The organism is Candidatus Poriferisodalis sp. (assembly GCF_965237655.1).
Taxonomy (GTDB): Bacteria; Actinomycetota; Acidimicrobiia; order Acidimicrobiales; family Poriferisodalaceae; genus Poriferisodalis.
Map to the genome: position 1 here is coordinate 794,322 of NZ_CBDEGB010000001.1, position 15,917 is coordinate 810,238.

19 protein-coding genes are annotated in these 15,917 nt (G+C 67.4%); 10 read left to right on the plus strand and 9 right to left on the minus strand.

Features of this window, described 5'->3' with window-relative positions; all coding sequences use genetic code 11:
- Positions 1-36: 36 nt before the first annotated feature.
- Positions 37-663, minus strand: coding sequence for a metallophosphoesterase (locus tag ACPXYO_RS03825; RefSeq protein ID WP_423916780.1), 627 nt, complete (start codon positions 661-663; stop codon positions 37-39).
- Between the two features lie 169 nt (positions 664-832).
- Here ACPXYO_RS03825 and ACPXYO_RS03830 point away from each other — a divergent pair, with 169 nt between their 5' ends.
- From ACPXYO_RS03830 to ACPXYO_RS03845, 4 genes are all read left to right on the plus strand, one after another.
- A complete protein-coding gene (locus ACPXYO_RS03830; RefSeq protein ID WP_423916781.1) occupies positions 833-1,093 on the plus strand; it encodes a hypothetical protein in 261 nt (86 codons plus the stop codon).
- A gap of 383 nt (positions 1,094-1,476) precedes the next feature.
- Entirely contained in the window at positions 1,477-2,016 is a 540-nt protein-coding gene (locus ACPXYO_RS03835; protein WP_423916782.1) for a nucleotidyl transferase AbiEii/AbiGii toxin family protein, read from the plus strand.
- Entirely contained in the window at positions 2,013-2,531 is a 519-nt protein-coding gene (locus ACPXYO_RS03840; protein ID WP_423916784.1) for a nucleotidyl transferase AbiEii/AbiGii toxin family protein, read from the plus strand. The genes ACPXYO_RS03835 and ACPXYO_RS03840 overlap by 4 nt, the downstream gene beginning before the upstream one ends.
- Positions 2,532-2,642: 111 nt before the next feature.
- Entirely contained in the window at positions 2,643-2,846 is a 204-nt protein-coding gene (locus tag ACPXYO_RS03845) for a hypothetical protein (protein WP_423916786.1), read from the plus strand.
- A 695-nt stretch (positions 2,847-3,541) separates the two neighbouring features.
- Here the strand turns inward: ACPXYO_RS03845 and ACPXYO_RS03850 are convergent.
- Both ACPXYO_RS03850 and ACPXYO_RS03855 read right to left on the minus strand, forming a co-directional pair.
- Positions 3,542-4,417 (minus strand): IS3 family transposase, encoded by an 876-nt coding sequence (locus ACPXYO_RS03850; protein WP_423916788.1) that lies wholly within the window; start codon positions 4,415-4,417, stop codon positions 3,542-3,544.
- Positions 4,414-4,701, minus strand: coding sequence for a transposase (locus ACPXYO_RS03855; RefSeq protein ID WP_423916789.1), 288 nt, complete (start codon positions 4,699-4,701; stop codon positions 4,414-4,416). The genes ACPXYO_RS03850 and ACPXYO_RS03855 overlap by 4 nt, the downstream gene beginning before the upstream one ends.
- A gap of 32 nt (positions 4,702-4,733) precedes the next feature.
- Here ACPXYO_RS03855 and ACPXYO_RS03860 point away from each other — a divergent pair, with 32 nt between their 5' ends.
- The 5 genes from ACPXYO_RS03860 (at position 4,734) to ACPXYO_RS03880 (ending at position 7,592) form a co-directional block, all read left to right on the plus strand.
- Entirely contained in the window at positions 4,734-4,988 is a 255-nt protein-coding gene (locus tag ACPXYO_RS03860) for a transposase (protein WP_423918683.1), read from the plus strand.
- Positions 4,989-5,183: 195 nt separating this feature from the next.
- The gene (locus ACPXYO_RS03865; protein WP_423916790.1) at positions 5,184-6,398 is read left to right on the plus strand and encodes an IS110 family transposase; all 1,215 of its coding nucleotides are present in this window, start codon (positions 5,184-5,186) and stop codon (positions 6,396-6,398) included.
- Positions 6,399-6,608: 210 nt separating this feature from the next.
- The gene (locus tag ACPXYO_RS03870) at positions 6,609-6,872 is read left to right on the plus strand and encodes a hypothetical protein (RefSeq protein WP_423916792.1); all 264 of its coding nucleotides are present in this window, start codon (positions 6,609-6,611) and stop codon (positions 6,870-6,872) included.
- A 29-nt stretch (positions 6,873-6,901) separates the two neighbouring features.
- Positions 6,902-7,102 carry a hypothetical protein gene (locus ACPXYO_RS03875; RefSeq protein ID WP_423916793.1) on the plus strand — a complete coding sequence of 67 codons (201 nt, stop codon included), beginning with the start codon at positions 6,902-6,904 and terminating at the stop codon, positions 7,100-7,102.
- Between the two features lie 25 nt (positions 7,103-7,127).
- The gene (locus ACPXYO_RS03880; RefSeq protein ID WP_423916795.1) at positions 7,128-7,592 is read left to right on the plus strand and encodes a hypothetical protein; all 465 of its coding nucleotides are present in this window, start codon (positions 7,128-7,130) and stop codon (positions 7,590-7,592) included.
- A 28-nt stretch (positions 7,593-7,620) separates the two neighbouring features.
- Here ACPXYO_RS03880 and ACPXYO_RS03885 read toward each other — a convergent pair whose 3' ends face one another.
- The 6 genes from ACPXYO_RS03885 to ACPXYO_RS03910 all read right to left on the minus strand — a co-directional run bounded on the left by ACPXYO_RS03885 (position 7,621) and on the right by ACPXYO_RS03910 (position 14,467).
- On the minus strand, positions 7,621-8,271 hold the full coding sequence (locus ACPXYO_RS03885; protein WP_423916797.1) for an NYN domain-containing protein: 651 nt from the start codon (positions 8,269-8,271) through the stop codon (positions 7,621-7,623).
- Positions 8,272-8,670: 399 nt separating this feature from the next.
- The gene (locus ACPXYO_RS03890; protein ID WP_423916799.1) at positions 8,671-9,579 is read right to left on the minus strand and encodes an IS982 family transposase; all 909 of its coding nucleotides are present in this window, start codon (positions 9,577-9,579) and stop codon (positions 8,671-8,673) included.
- Between the two features lie 338 nt (positions 9,580-9,917).
- Positions 9,918-10,223, minus strand: a complete 306-nt coding sequence (locus ACPXYO_RS03895) for a hypothetical protein (RefSeq protein ID WP_423916801.1) — start codon at positions 10,221-10,223, stop codon at positions 9,918-9,920.
- 71 nt (positions 10,224-10,294) lie between these two features.
- Complete coding sequence (locus ACPXYO_RS03900) at positions 10,295-11,590, minus strand: DUF2201 family putative metallopeptidase (protein WP_423916803.1); 1,296 nt, start codon at positions 11,588-11,590, stop codon at positions 10,295-10,297.
- Entirely contained in the window at positions 11,587-12,723 is a 1,137-nt protein-coding gene (locus ACPXYO_RS03905; RefSeq protein ID WP_423916804.1) for an AAA family ATPase, read from the minus strand. The genes ACPXYO_RS03900 and ACPXYO_RS03905 overlap by 4 nt, the downstream gene beginning before the upstream one ends.
- 103 nt (positions 12,724-12,826) lie before the next feature.
- A complete protein-coding gene (locus tag ACPXYO_RS03910; RefSeq protein WP_423916806.1) occupies positions 12,827-14,467 on the minus strand; it encodes a hypothetical protein in 1,641 nt (546 codons plus the stop codon).
- A 537-nt stretch (positions 14,468-15,004) separates the two neighbouring features.
- Between ACPXYO_RS03910 and ACPXYO_RS03915 the strand changes: the two genes are divergently transcribed.
- Positions 15,005-15,796: a hypothetical protein gene (locus tag ACPXYO_RS03915; RefSeq protein WP_423916807.1), complete on the plus strand. Its 792-nt coding sequence runs from the start codon at positions 15,005-15,007 to the stop codon at positions 15,794-15,796.
- The last annotated feature ends 121 nt before the right edge of the window (positions 15,797-15,917 follow it).

A 15,917-nucleotide genomic window follows, 5' to 3' on the forward strand; every position in this document is an offset into this window, starting at 1 on the left:
GACACTGGTTCTCTTGGGCTGCAGAACTGCCAGAGTTCAGCGGTGGCGGGACTGGGATGGCGTTCGCGCTGGGAGCGGTTCGCGGTCAGCAGGGCCCTCTGCGATTAGTTCAGCGATGGTGTCCTCCGACACTGGGGCGAAGTCCCATGCGTCAACGCCGACGTTGATCTGGCGGCCTCGCTGGCGCCATTTCTCGTGGATGTGTCCGTGCAGCAGCCAGCTGCCGTCGTCGCGGGGCCGGTGATCGAGGTACTTGAGATCGTAGGTCTCATCGAGCAGGTACGGGAAGTGGCTGATGCGCACCTTCTTGCGACCGATCCGAATCGGCTTGGGCGCATCGACGATTCGTTCGAAGCCGCCAAGTTCGAGATAGTCGCTGCGGCTGGCCTGGTGGTTGTCTCGGCCGGCCCAGCAGCGGTCGTGGTTACCGGGCACGAGGATCTTGCGGCCCCGCAGCTGTGCGACATGCTCGGCGAGGCAGACGCGCAGGTCGCCGAGCGCGATGTCGCCGATCACCCGCACTTCGTCGTCGTCTGCGACGAGTTCGTTCCATCGCTCGACCATCGCATCGTTCATCTCGTCCACGTCGGCGAACGGCCGGTCGCAGTAGCCGATGATGTTGCGATGCCCGAAATGATGATCCGAGGTGTACCAGCGGGCCATGACCGCACCATAGGTATCCGGTGTCACAGCACCTGCATGGTTTTCGCGCCCGTGGCTCGGCTGCCGCCTGGCGCGGTCGACGCTGAACCGTTGGCTTCCGGTCGTTCGAAATACGGGAAGCCGCATACTGTCGCGTGTGGACACCGCACACGACGGGCACGGGGGAACGATGAGCATGTCAACCCAAGCGCGTGATAATCATGCTGCGTTCGTCGAGCGGCATCAGGCACGGCTCGAGCCAGACCACTCGGGGAAACTGGCTTTGATGCATGACGGCGAAGTCGTCGAGACCGTCGAAGACAAAGACGTTGCGTACGAGCTCGGGCTGCAGCGGTACGGGGCCGGCAACTTCTCGCTGGAACGGATCGGCACTTCACCGCATTCGTTCGGCGTGCTCGAATACGCGTTTGCGGGCGAGGCGAGCATCTGACAGGACGCGACCCCGGCCGTTTGCCGAAGCAGTGACGGTTCCGGGACCTTCACAACCCACCCAAGCCACCGATCCGTTGATGACGCGGCCGAATGGACCGGGCAACATGCCGGCGTGGTTGACCGCGCAACGCCTTGCACACGCTCGCAGTGCGATACGGGCACGCTCAGCCGAGCCCGCCGCCGGCAGGCCGCCGAAGAGCCGGTCCGACGCTTGCGCGCCTAGCCGCGTGCGGCATCGCCTGGCCGTACACTGACGGTACTTCTCCCCGCCTTGCCGGCTGGCTGGCAATGGCGGGGCATATTGGTCGCGGATCGGTCTCGCGCTGGCGATGGCCGCTGCGAGTCGGCCCGATCTGCTCTCGCCCTCCCAGATGCATTTCATTGCCGGAGACTCCCCAGGGCGCTCGAGGCGCGGTCGCGCGCCCGCAGCTTGACCGGACCCGCGCGAGCCGGACGCGTGCCGATGACCGGTTCGCGGCGCACGAGCGCGAATTCGAAGCCGCTGTGCGTCACGTCACGGCGGACACGGGCCTGACAGCCCGCCAGGTGGTCGTGGACTATTGGATCGTTCGAGTCCTGTACACGCTGCATCTCCGCCTTCCCGCCGACGGCACCCTGAGCGAAGCGCAGCCGCGCCGCCATCACGGTCGATCCGCTGAGTCACCGAGCGTCGGCGGGTGGGCGTTCAGCGGTGGGAACTCGCTGTCGATGGCGTGGGGCATCACCCGCCGATTCTCCGACGACATCGACGGCACCCTGCTCGCCTCCCCACGCCATCAGGGATCGCCCAATCGTCACGCGCACGCCTGCCGAGCCGTCGCAGAGTGGGCCGCCTCCGATCCCGCAGCGAGCTGCGGGACCACCATCGGGAACCGGGTTCGCGCCACGATGCTCACCATCCAGCCGCAGAAGCCGAGGTGAAACTCGAGACATCATTGCTGCACGCAACTGGCGAGCTGGCCGCGAGCTGCGAGGTGAATTCGCTGCTCGCCCGCCGCGGCGACCCCGGATCGGTCGGAAGATTCCCTGAGCTCGGCGGCTTCGAGCTGCCATGTGTCCGCCCGTGGTGGACAGCTGTCAACAAGCTCGACGCGCTGCACCGTCGCGCCGCCACCGGCGATCTCGATGGGCTGCGCGCACGCGGACGGGACCTGTACGACCTGTGGTCCATCGCCACGCAGCGGACCCACGCAGCCCAGACCCGCGAACAGGCGCCGCAGATGTGGCGCACCGCGTCCGCAGCCGTGCGCGCACCCACACCGCGGCCCCGACACGGCTGTGGGACCTCGCCCGCGTTCACCGAAAGCACCCCCGCCTATCAAGCGCTGCGAGACGGCTACCACCGAGCGCTCGACGCCACCGTGTGGGGCGCCAAGCCCCGCTTCGAAACGGCCGCCAAAGCAGCACGCAGCCTCGACACAACCGACCACGACTGACCTGCCCGGCGACGCGGCACCAGCCGCAACACCAACATCGCCGCCAACTGGGCCGTCACACAGGACCGCGTCCGGGCGATTCGCCCAGGCGGCCCGAATTACGCTGAACCCATGACGGCAGCCGGAGACCACCACAGGCCGGCCGCCGACCCTGCCGTGACCGACGCGTTCCGGCAGATCGCTGTCATCTACGTCGAGACCAGTCGGGAGCTGACCGAATCCGACCCTGACCTGTGCCTCGACGTCCCCGAAGCGCCGCGGCGGATGGAGGTCGTTGGAGGAGATTCGGGACCCTCTCAAGTCGCCGTCGACTGATATGAGTGAAGACGAGATCCGCCAGGCGTTTGCTGAGTTCGTCGCGGGATGTCCGACGACACTCGAGGAGTTCTCCTAGCTGGATTCGAACATGGAGGCATAGCGTCAGCGCCGTCAAGGGCGCATTGCTCGGCCATGTTCGTCACGTGTGTCATCTGCTCCGATTGTCGCGACTCGCGACGCACCTGCCGCCCGCTTGACTAGGGCCTGTTTACAAAGTCGGATGATGCGGTCATGAGGCCAGGGTATGGGGACCCCACCGAACCACCGCCGTGGAATTCCACGCATGTCGTGCGGCACGCGATCACCTGTTCGCGCCCGCTAGGATGTGGGATACGCCGCGCATGACGATGCGCGGCTAGGCCCCGGCCACTGTCCAATTCGCCTGATGTGACCAGGTCGAGGGGCAGTGTGTCGGGGCCGAACCTTTGAGTCAGGAAGCTGATGCAGACAAGACTCGCCTGAGAGTATACACATGTTCCTCCCGAACAACAGGCGTGTTATCCGAACACCCGATCCTGGTGGGGTCCCGTGCATAGTGGGTCATGAGACCCATGCTCACTGACGAACAATGGGCTCGCATCGAAGAACATCCCCCCCCGAGCTCCGGATATCGCGGGCGCCCATACGCATCCGATCACGGCACCTGTCAACCTTGGTGAGACTGGGCTTCCCCCCAAATCGTGGAGGGTTGGTCAGTTGGTGTTGGCTAGTTCGTAGTCGGTCGGGCTGGTCATGTCGAGGGTGCTGTGGAGCCGTCGGGTGTTGTACCAGTCGGTGATCCAGGCGGCGATGTGGCGTCGGGCCTGGCAGCGGGTGGCCCAGTTGTTGTGGTTGACGAGTTCGTGCTGGAGGGTGGAGAAGAACGACTCGGCAACGGCGTTGTCCAGGGCGCACCCGACGCGTCCGGTGGACTGGGCGGCGCCGAGGCGCTCGCAGGCGGCGGCGAAGTCCCCCGCGGTGTATTGGGAGCCCTTGTCGGTGTGGAAGATCACGCCTGTGACGTCGCCGCCTCGGATGGCGGCGGCCATGTTCAGCGCGGCCTCGGCGAGTTCGGCGGTGGGATGGGAGTTCGAGGTCGCGAAGCCGACCACCCGGCGGGAGGACAGATCGATGACGGTGGCCACGAACACCGGGCCCTCGCCGGTGGGGACCTCCTTGAAGTCCCCGACCCAGCGGCGATCGGGCGCCGCGGCGGTGAAGTCGCGCCCCAACAGGTCCTGCGGGGCCGCTGCTGCTCGCTGGGCCCGTGTGAGGCCCTTGCGGCGCTTGCGGCGGCGCGCCGCCAGTCCTTGGCGGGCCATCGAGGCCTCCACGGACTTGCGCGACACCGCCCGGCCGTCGCGGCGCAGCTGCGCATGGACCCTCGGCGACCCGTAGGTCTCCTTGGAGTCCGCGAAGCAGTCCCGCACCGCCGCGTCGAGGTCGGCCCGGCGCGGCTCGATGGCTGAGGGAGGGCCGTTGCGCCACCGGTAGAACCACGACTCGCTGATCCTCAAGGCCCGGCACGCGACCGCGTGGGGGATCCCGAACTCGGTCCTCTGGGAAGCGACGAAAGCTGCGGTGCTCACTTTGTCGCCTCGTTCACCCACAGGACCACGGATCGTTTGAGCACATCGCGCTCCATCTCCAGCTCAGCGCAGCGGCGCCGCAGCCGCACCAGCTCGGCGCGCTCGTCGACATCCAGTGCAACATCGCCGCCGTCGCGGCGCTGGGCCGCGACCCAGTTGCCCAGCGTGCCCGCATGAAGCCCCAGGTTACGGGCGACCACAGCGATCGGCTTGCCGGTCTCTGTCACGATCCGAACCGCGCCGGCGCGGAACTCCGGATCGAACCTTCTTCGTGTCTCAGGCATAGCTCCCTTTCCTCTAAGAGCATGCCTCCTAGATTCCGGGGGAAGCCCACCTCAACGAAGCGATCGCCTGGTGCGAGCACCCCAGCGCACCGCCCGAGCTCACCACGCTGGCCCGCACGCTGCGCCGCTGGCACACCGAGATCGGAACCGCCGTGCGAACCCGCACCAGCAACGCCCGCACCGAAGCAGCCAACGCACGAATCAAAGACGTCAAACGATCAGCACGAGGCTTCCGCAACCTTGCCAACACTCAGACTGTTGGGGCCTTGCCGTCGGGACGGGTCTGACCCGCTTGACAACTGGCTCTTCTTGATGCCTTTCGGTAGATCTGTCGGCTCGTTGCCGACGGCAGGGCGCGCACCGACCGGTCGGGCGGACGTGACCTGATAGGAGCCTTGAACCCCACACCGTGAGTGTTCTGTCCGCCGTCGCGGCCGGTGGTGCCCCCAAGAGTTGGATGACCACAAGGAGGCATTGCCATCATGACACAGGACCGAACCGAGATATTCGGCGGGGTCGACACCCACAAGAACATCCATGTCGCCGCAGCGATCGACGCCGCGGGGCGGCTGCTGGACACCGCTGAGTTCGCAGCCGACGCCCACGGCTACGCAAATCTGTTGGGGTGGCTCAGCTCGCACGGCCGTGTCACGCGCGTCGGCGTTGAGGGCACCGGCTCGTACGGCGCCGGCCTCGCCCGCCATCTCGCAACCGCCGACGTCGACGTGGTCGAGGTGAACCGCCCGAACCGCCAGACGCGCCGCCGCCGCGGCAAGACCGACGCTGTCGACGCCGAGGCTGCTGCGCGTGCGGCACTCAACGGCCAGGCCGCTGCTGTGCCGAAATCCGCGGACGGCCCCGTGGAGGCGATCAGGATGCTCTCCGTGGCGCGGCGCTCCGCGGTCAAGTCCCGCACCCAGGCCGCCAACCAGATCGCCGGCCTGATCGTCACCGCCCCCGAGCACCTCAAGGACCGCCTGGCAGGCCACAGCACCGCCTCGCTCGTCGAGACATGCACCCGCTGGCGGCCCGACCGCAGCCCCGACCACGTCACCGCCGCCGCCAAGACCGCCCTGCGGTCCCTAGCGCGCCGCCACCAAGCCCTCACCGGCGAGATCGCCCAGCTCGACGCCGAGCTGCTCGAGCTCTGCGAGCACGCCAACCCCGCTCTGCTGGGCGCCTGCGGCGTCGGCCCAGACGTCGCCGCGGCGCTGCTCGTCACAGCCGGCGACAACCCCCACCGCATGCGCAACGAAGCGTCCTTCGCCGCGCTGTGCGGCGCCAGCCCCATCGAAGCGTCCTCAGGCGCCACCGTGCGCCACCGCCTCAACCGCGGCGGCAACCGCCAGGCCAACAACGCCCTGTGGCGCATCGCCATCACCAGGCTGCGCGTCGACCAGCGCACCATCGACTACGCCCAACGCCGACGCGCCCAAGGCAAAACCCGCCGCGAGATCATCCGCTGCCTCAAACGCCACATCGCACGCGAGATCTACCGGCTCCTCACCGACCCGCCCCAAACCCCCCACGGCGCCGACCTGCGCCGAGCCCGCCAACGCGCCCGACTCACCCTCCGCGACACAGGCCAAGCCCTCAACGTGCCACTCACCCGCATCTCAGAACTCGAAAGAGGCCTACGCCACAACAACGACCTCGCCAAGCGCTACCAACAACACCTCGCCCAACTCCCCACTTGACACACATAGGAGCATCTACCGGCTCCGCATCCTGCTCGCCGCCGGACGCCAACCATGCCAAACTCAACCCGTCACACCAATCCGAACCCGACGTCCCAGCTTGGTTGCGTAGAGCCACGTAATCCCGCTCCGAAGCGGCAGCGGAGTCTATCCTCAGCCTGGTATGAGCCCACTCAGCACGACAACGACAGGCGGCAGCGGAGAGCGTCGATGAACACTGACGGCGGCGCGTACCGCGTGGTGTTCTTCTGCGTCGAATGCGGGAAGCCCGCCACCGAGGTCCGCACCGGCACCGAGGGCGAGATGCTGCTGGGACTGCGCTGCGACTCGTGCAACCACCAGGCGTCCGGCGATCCGGTAGCGGAACTGCTCGCCAGGGCGCACCGCGAGGCGGCGTACAGCCTCAAGGACGGCACCGAACTCGGCTGGGGCGACTTCCCGTTCCGGGCCCGCATCGTCGTGGCCGCCAGCTAGCGGCAGCTCAGCGTCCTCCGGGAGCGGGCATGAAGAACGAGATCAGCGGGTCGACGGCATTCAGGGTGGGTGTCTGCGGCGATTGCGGGGCAGAGGGCCTGGTGCTGTGGTGCAGCTGCGATCGGGTGCTGCTGTGCGTGTCCGCCGGCGACGGCCTGGGATGCGTGATGTCAGGGCATGCGGAAGGCTGTCCGTGCGACGTGGCGCTTGAAGTGCTCGATCCGGCGTGAGCGGCAAGCAGCCCGGCGGCCTGCCGTGACAAGGTCCCAGCGCAGCGTCGCGATCGAGACCGGCGCCATGCTTGAGACCAGGGCCGACTGCCGGCTCATCCACCACCCGCCGAGCACGCTGCGGGACCCCTACGACGCCCTGAAGCTCGACCCCGAGGACCACGCCGACTGCCGGCGCTGGGCCAGCACCGTGGTGTGGCACCCCCGCCTGTGCGGGACTGCGACGCCGCCCACCGTCCGGCATCTCAGAGACAGCGACACCCACGGCGTCGCAGCCCACGGCGTCGCAGCCCACGGCGTCGCGGCCATCGCCGACGCGCTGCCCGTCCCGCTGCCCGACACCTGGTTGCCCTACTGGCATGAGGGGACGGTGTGGTGGCTGTGCGACCACTTGTCCCAGTGGAGGCCGCTCACCGCCGGGACGCTGCGAGACCTTCTCGACGCAGGCCTCACTGTCGAACGCCCACGCGGATCGCCCATCGGGGACTGAGCGCCCAGCGCTCCGGAACGGCGCTGGCTTATGGCCCGGCGAGGTAGTCGGTGTCGTCTCGCACGGCGGCGAAGTCGCCGGCGTCGAGGTAGTGGTTCCAGAGCTGCCGGCCGGGGATGCGCAGCGCTTTGTGCGGCTCGGGCGGTGCCCACCAGGTGGCGGTCTCGACGCGCTTGCCCAGGCGCACGGCTTCCTCGACGGCGGGCAGCAGGTCGGTGTCGGCGGACACCACCACGGCGACGTCGTAGAGGTCGTTGTGTGCGCCCAGTGCGAGGTGCAGCGCCAGCAGCACGTCGACGCCCTTCTCCTCGGCCCGCCAGCGCTGCCGGCCGTCAGGATGCATGCCGGCGGGCCAGTAGCGCATCGGGCGGGTGTGCACGCTCACGTCGTCGAGCGCTTCCCAATCGGCCTTCTGGTGGGCGAATGCCGAGCGCAGCTTCGCGGAGCTGCGCGGTCCCGGCTGGCCCCGGTACACCTGCACACTGTCGAGACGTCGCGCCGGGTCGACGCTGAGGCCTCGCTGGCACAGCAGCTCGCCCAGCAGCTCCGGATGCACGTGGCCATGCCACGACGGCGACCCTGTCGGCACGAACAGCGCTCGGGTGGTGTGCCAGGTGTTCTGGTAGTCCACGAACACCGCGACCCTGGTGCTGTCGGACCCGGACGTCGACTCAGGCATGGGGCCAAAAGATAACCCCGCCAGGCCCGGCAAGGCCGGGACGGCGGGGAGGAATGCACGAACCGTATCGGATGGCACTACGAGACCGCAACACGCGCCGCTGAATCGCCCCGGGTTTGGGGGTTATAGGGCTGTTTCCCCAAGGAGGTAAGTGTGTCTGCAAGTGAAGCCGTTGAGTATTCGCGTTGTGATGGACCGGGTGGGGAAGTCACCTACGCCAATCAAATGCTCATGCCATTGGGGGGCGCGTGCGATGCATTGATTGGAGCATCGGCCACATCGTCACAGCGCTCAACGCTGCGAACATTCCAACCGCGGCTAGCTGCTGCGGACATCAGCGGACGCCGGGGCTTATCAGCCTCTAAGACGGCCGCCAGCTAGATGATTAGTTCCAAGGGTCTAGTGGTCGTAGGCGGTGAGTGAGCGGCTGGGGCGTGTTCGGTGGTAGGTCTCGTTGTGCCAGATGGCGGCGGTGAGGGCGAGGAGGCGGGTGCCGATGCGCACGGCGACGCCGGAGCGGGTGCGGCCTTTGTGGCGTTCGAGGCTGAGTTGGCCTTTGAGGGTCTGGTTGATCGATTCGATGATCTGGCGCAGGGGCCGCAGGAACTTTGCGCCGGGCCGTGGGGCCTCGGAGCGGGTGGCGGGGCGCAGCAGGGTGATGCCGACGTCGTTGAGGTCGGCTTCGAACGCTTTGGAGCGGTAGCGGTTGTCGGCGATGAGGGTCTGGCCCGGCCGGGCGATCCGGGCCGCGGCGATCATGTCCGCGCAGACCTCGCGTTCGTCGGCTTTCGCGCCGGCGAGCGCGAACGCGATCGGCAGCCCCGCCGGGGTGGCGACAAGGTGCAGCCGCAGACCCCAGAAGTACCGCGAATGCGACGCGCACCAGCCGTATTGGGCCCATCGGGCGAGGTCAGAGCGCTTTTGGGTCTCGCGGCTTCGGCCGCACTCGACCGGGGTGGAGTCCACCAGCCACACGTCGTCGTGCCAGGACTCGCACTCGCGTGCGAGACATCCCATGACATGAGCGATCATCTCGGCGCTGCGCCGCAGCCGCTTGTTGTACCCGTCGCGGTTCGCCAGATAGGGGAACCACGGCCCCAGATGCGCGTGGGCGTAGCGCATGAACTGCGACTCGTTGTCATAGCCCAGCAGCGCCGAGATCACCGCCAAGCCGGCCAGCTCCGCGTCCGACAGCTTCGGGGCGAACCCCACCACAGGCCGCCGCGGCGCCCACCCAGGGTTCTGTGCCAACAGGTCATCGATCCTCACATACAGTGCGGTCGCGAGGGTGTCCAAGTCCGGGCCCATGCTGAGAACCTCCAAGATCGAAGCGTGAATACACACCCCGAGCTTGGACACCCTCACCCCACAACCGGTGGACCCGACCCCTTGGAACTAATCATCTAGACCCCGCAGCGAACAAGCCAGCCAGAGCGCGACAGCGAGGGGGACCCGTTAGCCGGTCCAGTTCTCAGCGGGGTCGTTCGGGAGAGGTTTGATACGTCGGCGCAATGACGCTAGGTGCCTGACCGCTAGGTGTGATGGCGCTGGACCTCGCTGCGTTCGGCGTAGCGCCGGTCAGTGCGTCCCGATGCCCACGACGCAGGGCTACGCGGCGACCATCGACAGATTCACCGGCGAGGCTGCTAGCGCCGCTTTGCGCGTTTGTCGTCGGCTTCGATGAGGCGCATCACGAGGTTCTCGGTGGTCGTGTAGTCCTCGACGATGTGCTTCTTGGTCTTCCGGACCTTTGAGAACAGCGGACGGAAGTCCGTTTTCCACACGTCGTAGTACTTGAGGCATTGGCGTTCGGTGCCGAACATCTGCCCGTAGTCGACGCAGACCAGAGCGTGGGTGATCTGCTTGCGCCGTCCATTGGCTTCCTTGACTCGGTTGATCTGGTCAGGTGTGAGGGTCACCAGGACCATCGGCAGCTTCTTAGTTCCGGGCATCCGGGTCACCTAAGCACACTCGGGCCGTGTGCGCTGGATCGGCGCCATGTCCATTTCGCTCTTGTCGGTATTCAGATGATGTGGATGGTGCGCATCCAAGAAGGGACGTCTTCGGTTGGGGCGTTGTCACCGATGAGGGCGGCGATGACGGTGGGCCGTCCGGGTGGTGGCTGATCGGGCCAGGGTGTGTATCCGTCGGTGAGGACGATGATGGCGGTGGGCCGGGTTTGGGCGATGGTGTTGATGGCGGTTTCCATGTCGGTGCCGCCGCCTCCGTGCAGGGGCAGGTTGCGGGTGCCGGTGGTGCGCTGGTGGGCTTGGGTCTCGGTGTCGTAGGCGTAGTAGTCGATGTGGTGTCCGGGCACGACTTGTGTGCAGATGTTGTGGATTTCTGCTGCGGCTTGTTGGTGTTCGTCGGTTTCCATGGAGCCTGAGGTGTCCATGATGACGGCGAGGTCGGGGATGGGTCGGGTGGTGGCGGGCCGCAGGATCTCGCCGTGCGCGGTGTTGGTGTTGGGTCGTCTGGGTGGTCGGGTCCAGGTGTAGTCGGCGTCGCCTGCGCGTTGGTAGGTGGCGCGGCGCAGCGCGGCGAGCAGGATGCGGCGCCAGTCGACTTGGGGGCGGAGTTGCTGGTCGGCCCAGCGCAGGAGGCTGTCGGGGACGGTGTCGGGGTCGTTTTGTTCGTGGTCGAGGGCTGCTTGGGCGACGCGTCGGCACAGCATGCGTTCTTGGGTGCTGGTGGGTGTGCCGGTGTCTGGTGGGGGTTCCCACCAGGGGGTGATTCCGGTGGCTGCGGAGCCGCAGTCGGCGTCGATGCGGTGGATGTCGCCGGTTCTGGGGTCGCCCCATGCGATGGTGCCGTTGTCGGGGTCGATGCGGTCGCTGTGGAGAATATGGCGGTAGTAGGTCTCGGCGGTCTGGGAGACGGGGTAGTGCATGTCCCATGGCCCGGGCCAGTGGTCGGGCAGTTCGGCAGTGTTGTAGGGGAGGCCGTCGATGAGGTCGTCGTTGATCTCGCAGTCTGCGGCGAGGTTCCATGCGTGTGTGTGCAGCGGGTTGTTGACGGCGCGTCGGGCGCGTTGGTGGTGGCCGCGCAGGGCGTGGTTGAGGACGTGCATGAGCTCGACTGCGGTCTGGTCGACGGTGAGGGTGTTGATGTGATCGGGGTTGGCCCAGATGCGCCAGCTGGTGTCGATGGCGACGGTGTCGATGTGGCCGGTGGTGTGCAGCGGGCAGCGGAACAGCGCGGTCATGTAATACGGGCAGTGGGACGCGATCCAGTAGCGGGCGGCGCGCATGCGCCGCAGCGCGGCCTGCTGGGCTGCTGTCGAATCGTCGGGATTGTCGTAGTCGTGGTGTGTGCTCATGTGCCGGGCTCGGGGTTGTTGTGGGGGTCGAGGAGTTCGAGGAACACGTTGTTGAGGAGTTCGTGGCCTTCGGGGAGGCGTGCTTTGGGGGGCCGGATAGCGGCGAAGGTGCGTGCTGCGGTCATGGCGATGTCGGGTGCGTGCTGTCGGGCTGCTGCGACGCACACTTCGAAGCCTTTGGCCCATCGTGCGGGGGTGTTGTGCTCGGTGACCGCGGCGGCGACGGCGTGCAGGCACGCGAGCTGCTGATCGGAGCGTTCGGGAAGTCGCAGCGACGCGGGCTCGGCGAGGAGCGCTTCGGGGTCGGGCAGGTCGAGCTCTGCGAGGAATGTCAGGTATTCCGCTGCGGCGGCGGTGCCCAGCAGCGCTTCGGCGACGAGTTCGTGCACGTCGGGATTGGCACCGGCGGTGTCGGCTGCGGCGAGGCAGGTGGCGGTGCGTTCCCAGGTGCGCGGCGACGGCCATCCTTGTTCGCCGCTGTCGTCGGACACGCTGGTGCTGTGGGGCACGGCGCACAGCAGTTCGCTGCGGCGTCGCATGAACGCGGTCTGCATCGCCCGATGGAACGACACCCGCCCAGGGTCCGGGTCGCCGATCTTGAGCGGCTCGGGAACGGGCCAGCCGCCGAGGTGCCCAGCTGCCCATTCATCGACGCCCAATGGCCACCTGAGGTGTGCGAACCGGTTCGCGAGCGGCGCGGAGAGATCCCACGCCCCGGAGTTCTGCGACGGTGGGTTCGCTGCTGCGGCGAATCTGGCTTTGGCGCCGAGGTCGATGTCGCCGACTCGGCCGCTGAGCACGACGCGCATCAGTGCGTTCTGGGTGGCGGGGGTGGCGGTGTTGATCTCGTCGAAGAACACCAGCGTGTCGGAGTCGCGCTCGGCGACGCGTCGCGCCCATGCGGGGGGCTCGAGAATCACCCCGGCGGGGGTGCGCACCGGCAGCCCGCCGATGTCAGTGGGGTCATACAGCGACGCAACCACCGTCTCGGTCGCCCATCCTGCGGCTGCGGCGAACGCTTCCACGGTGACGGTTTTGCCGGTGCCCGGGTCGCCCCAGATCAGCACCGGGATGCGTGCTGCGAGCAGGATCTGCATCGCTTCGAGGGTGAGCCGCTGAGTCGTGTCGCTCATCGTTTTCTCCTTGCAAATTCAGTCGTCGTTGGAAGCCGCGAACGCTGCCACAGGGGTGTGACACACATCGCACCGAACCGGGACGGGGCCGTCGTTCGTGAGGTCACCGCTGTGTCCATCGGCGGCGGTCGGCGGGGCTCGTGCAGTTCTCGGGAGGCGGTCCGCAGACCGTCACGTATGCGTCCCCGACCTGTTTGCGCAGTTCGGCGTCGAGCGCGTCGTTGTCCAACAGCGCCCCGAGCGTGTCGAGGTCCTCGTCGGATTGGGCACACTCAGCGATCGCCCGCAGCGCACCCAGGGGTGTGCGCAGGTTTCTCGCAGTCGCTTCGCGAACGTGCCGATGCGGGTCCGTGGCCAGACGCTCCAGCAGCCTGACGGGGGTTTCGGGCATCCCCGCAGCGATCAGGCGGGCCCACCAGTGACTGTCGCACGCGAGACGCTCGGCTACACCGGCCATGTCGGTGCGGTCGGTGGCGGGGTTCGCTGCGGCCTCGGCCGCCGCTTGGCTGTCGGGGTCCTCGCACAGCCCCCGCAGCACCCCCGGCGGTGTCGCACAGTTCGCGGCGACCCGGCGCCGCACCAACACCACACGGTCCCTCGACAGCCGTTCCAGCACTACTGGGGGCGTGGCGTGGTTCGCTGAGGCGGCGGCGCGCACCGACCTGTGCGGATCAGCCGCGAGCGCGTCGAGCAGCCTCGCCGGCGAAGCGGGGTTCGCGGCGACCGCGACGCGCACCTCTGTGTCGAGGCTCGGGGCGAGCGCTTCGAGGACCCGCACCGGCGCACGAGGCGCCCGACCGACCGTGGCTCGCACCGTCGGGTCGCTGTGGGAAGCCAGATCGCGCAGCAGCCGTGCTGGCGCACGCGGATGCATCGCGGCAAAGATCTGCTGGAACACCTCCGCGCTGCCCCCACGCCACGTCTGCCTCGCATAGAACTCCTCCACCCGCCCCACCGCAGCCTCGGCGACCAGCCAGGCGGGCGTGGACGGGTTCTGCAGCACCCGCAGCCGAACGCACACATCGTCGAAACTGTGAGCCGTCTTGCAGCCCAACTTCTTGAGCGCTTCGACCGGGGTAGAGGGGTTCACCGCCACTAGATCGCGAATCTGCCGATCGCGCTCGCCAGCCAGCTCGCCCAAACGTCGCGGGTCCGCATCCGGGTCCGTGGCTGTGGCCACATCCCGGAAACGCCGATCGGAATGCGCGGCCATCGTGTCGAAGAACCCCGCACCGAGCCGCTGCCCGACCTGCGTGTCGAACTCCCAGCGGCCCTCGCCCGTCCAGTTGGACCAGCCCGGCAGCCGCCACGGCGTGCGCCACAACGCACGCTCCAGCCGCTTCGCGAGCACCCACGACACGAACTCCCACGCCGCGTCGCTGCCCAGATGCGCGCACGCCACCGCCAACGCGTCACGCTCATCGAACGCCAAATGCCAATATCCATACGGTCGGCGGATCCACAGCCACGCCAGCCGGCGAACCAGGCCGCTGAGCTGATCAGGGCGCACCAGACTCGCATTCAGCGCCGCCGTGACACCCCGCGCACGTCCCAGCGCCTCATTGGGCTGCCCCAAGGTCTCAAGCAGTGCCGTCTCCGAAGCCAAAACCTCCTCGTCGACCACAGCCCACACGCCGGCCCGCCGCTCCAAGACGACCTCGACGCCGTCCAGCATCACTCGGCGAACCAGATCGCCCTGCGGCCACACCACGACCCGGCGCTTGCTCATGTTTGTCCCAGACATGGCCGCGACCCTCGCGAAGGGGTGTCACAAACATCCAACCTCGCCGCCGCGAAAGCTCGCCGCGGACACGCCACGACCCACCGGTCCAGGACCGCACATCTCGCCAACGAATGTCACACGCGCGGTCCCAGCTGCCGAGCAGAACCGCCCAAGGCCCCTCTTCGCATCGCCGTCGTGGGAATCCGCCGACAGCTTCCCAACCCATTCCCGCGGTCGGTCTCGGCCCGAAATCACTCGCTGTGCGTCACACCCCACCTCTACGGTGCGATGCAACCCCAGAGCCCGCATCCGCGCCCGAGCGGACCCCCAGCCGTGGTGCGCGGCGGCGCAGCCGAAAAGACGACCCTGCCTGAATGCGAGCCTTACGAGTTCACAACTGAACACGCGTGGGACGACATCGCCGCGCTCAGCCCTGACGCGGCGGGGCAGTTTGGGCGAGTGGCTGAAGTCGCATGTGAGCTTCATGAATTGCCTTCTCAATCTCCCACGGCGTCGCACTTGCCGAAGCGGCCGCCGAGGGCAAGATCGTCGCCTTCGATGAGCGTCACTGCTTCTGCCCAGCGAATGCAGACGGCTCCCCGTGAACTGACTCGGCTGGGAATGGCATTCTTGACCGCCGCCGACGAGTTCGCAGGGGTGGTTGTGTCTGACGATGCCTGGGCGGCGGATCCAGAGACGTGGATTCCGAGGCAGAGTTTCAGGCTCTCGCTGTCGAACATGCTGGTCATCCAGGCCGGGCTTGAGGGAACTCTCAGCAAGGCCCTAATGCCGTTCGCTGCGCGCGTGCTTCTTGAGGACGGAGCTAGATGGGCTGCGCTGCTGCCCGATGCGACTCAGGCCGGACCGGGCGAGACCCTGAAGGCGCTGGTCAAAAACGCAACTTGGCGCCGAGACAGAATCGCCGAACGCCTTAGTTCTGAGGGGGTGCCGCAGCACTTGATCGACGATGTGCTTGGAGCAGCGCTAGCAATCCCGCAACCCGAACCGCCGGCGCAACCGCCGCCGAGCCTGGACCAGATGCTGCAATCCGCGTACGCGAACGCGTCCGGTGTCGACTCCGCCCGGGCGATGTACGCCGTGCTGTCACAGTTCGTGCACGCCACGCCCATCTCGAACTGGCACATTCGCCGCGACACCTTCCCGTCGTTGACAGCACTCATTTACGCCGTCTCGATCGAGGCGGCAGCCCGCGGATTTGAGCGGATCGCCTCGATCACCGCAGTACTGGTCGGTGTCAACTCAGCGGCTCTGGAAGCGTCCCTGAACGAGCTCCGGGCGCGACGCACAGCGATTTTGCAAGGTGCGTTCATCTACCACGCGCTCGGTTAGGCGCGACAGCGCGGTAGGGGCGACTGCGGGAGTTCAGGCGGGTTGAGAAGGCAGACGTGGACGCGCCGTAGGAGACGTGCGGATGCTCCCTACATTGGGACGTCCGGTATGGCCAGCGATT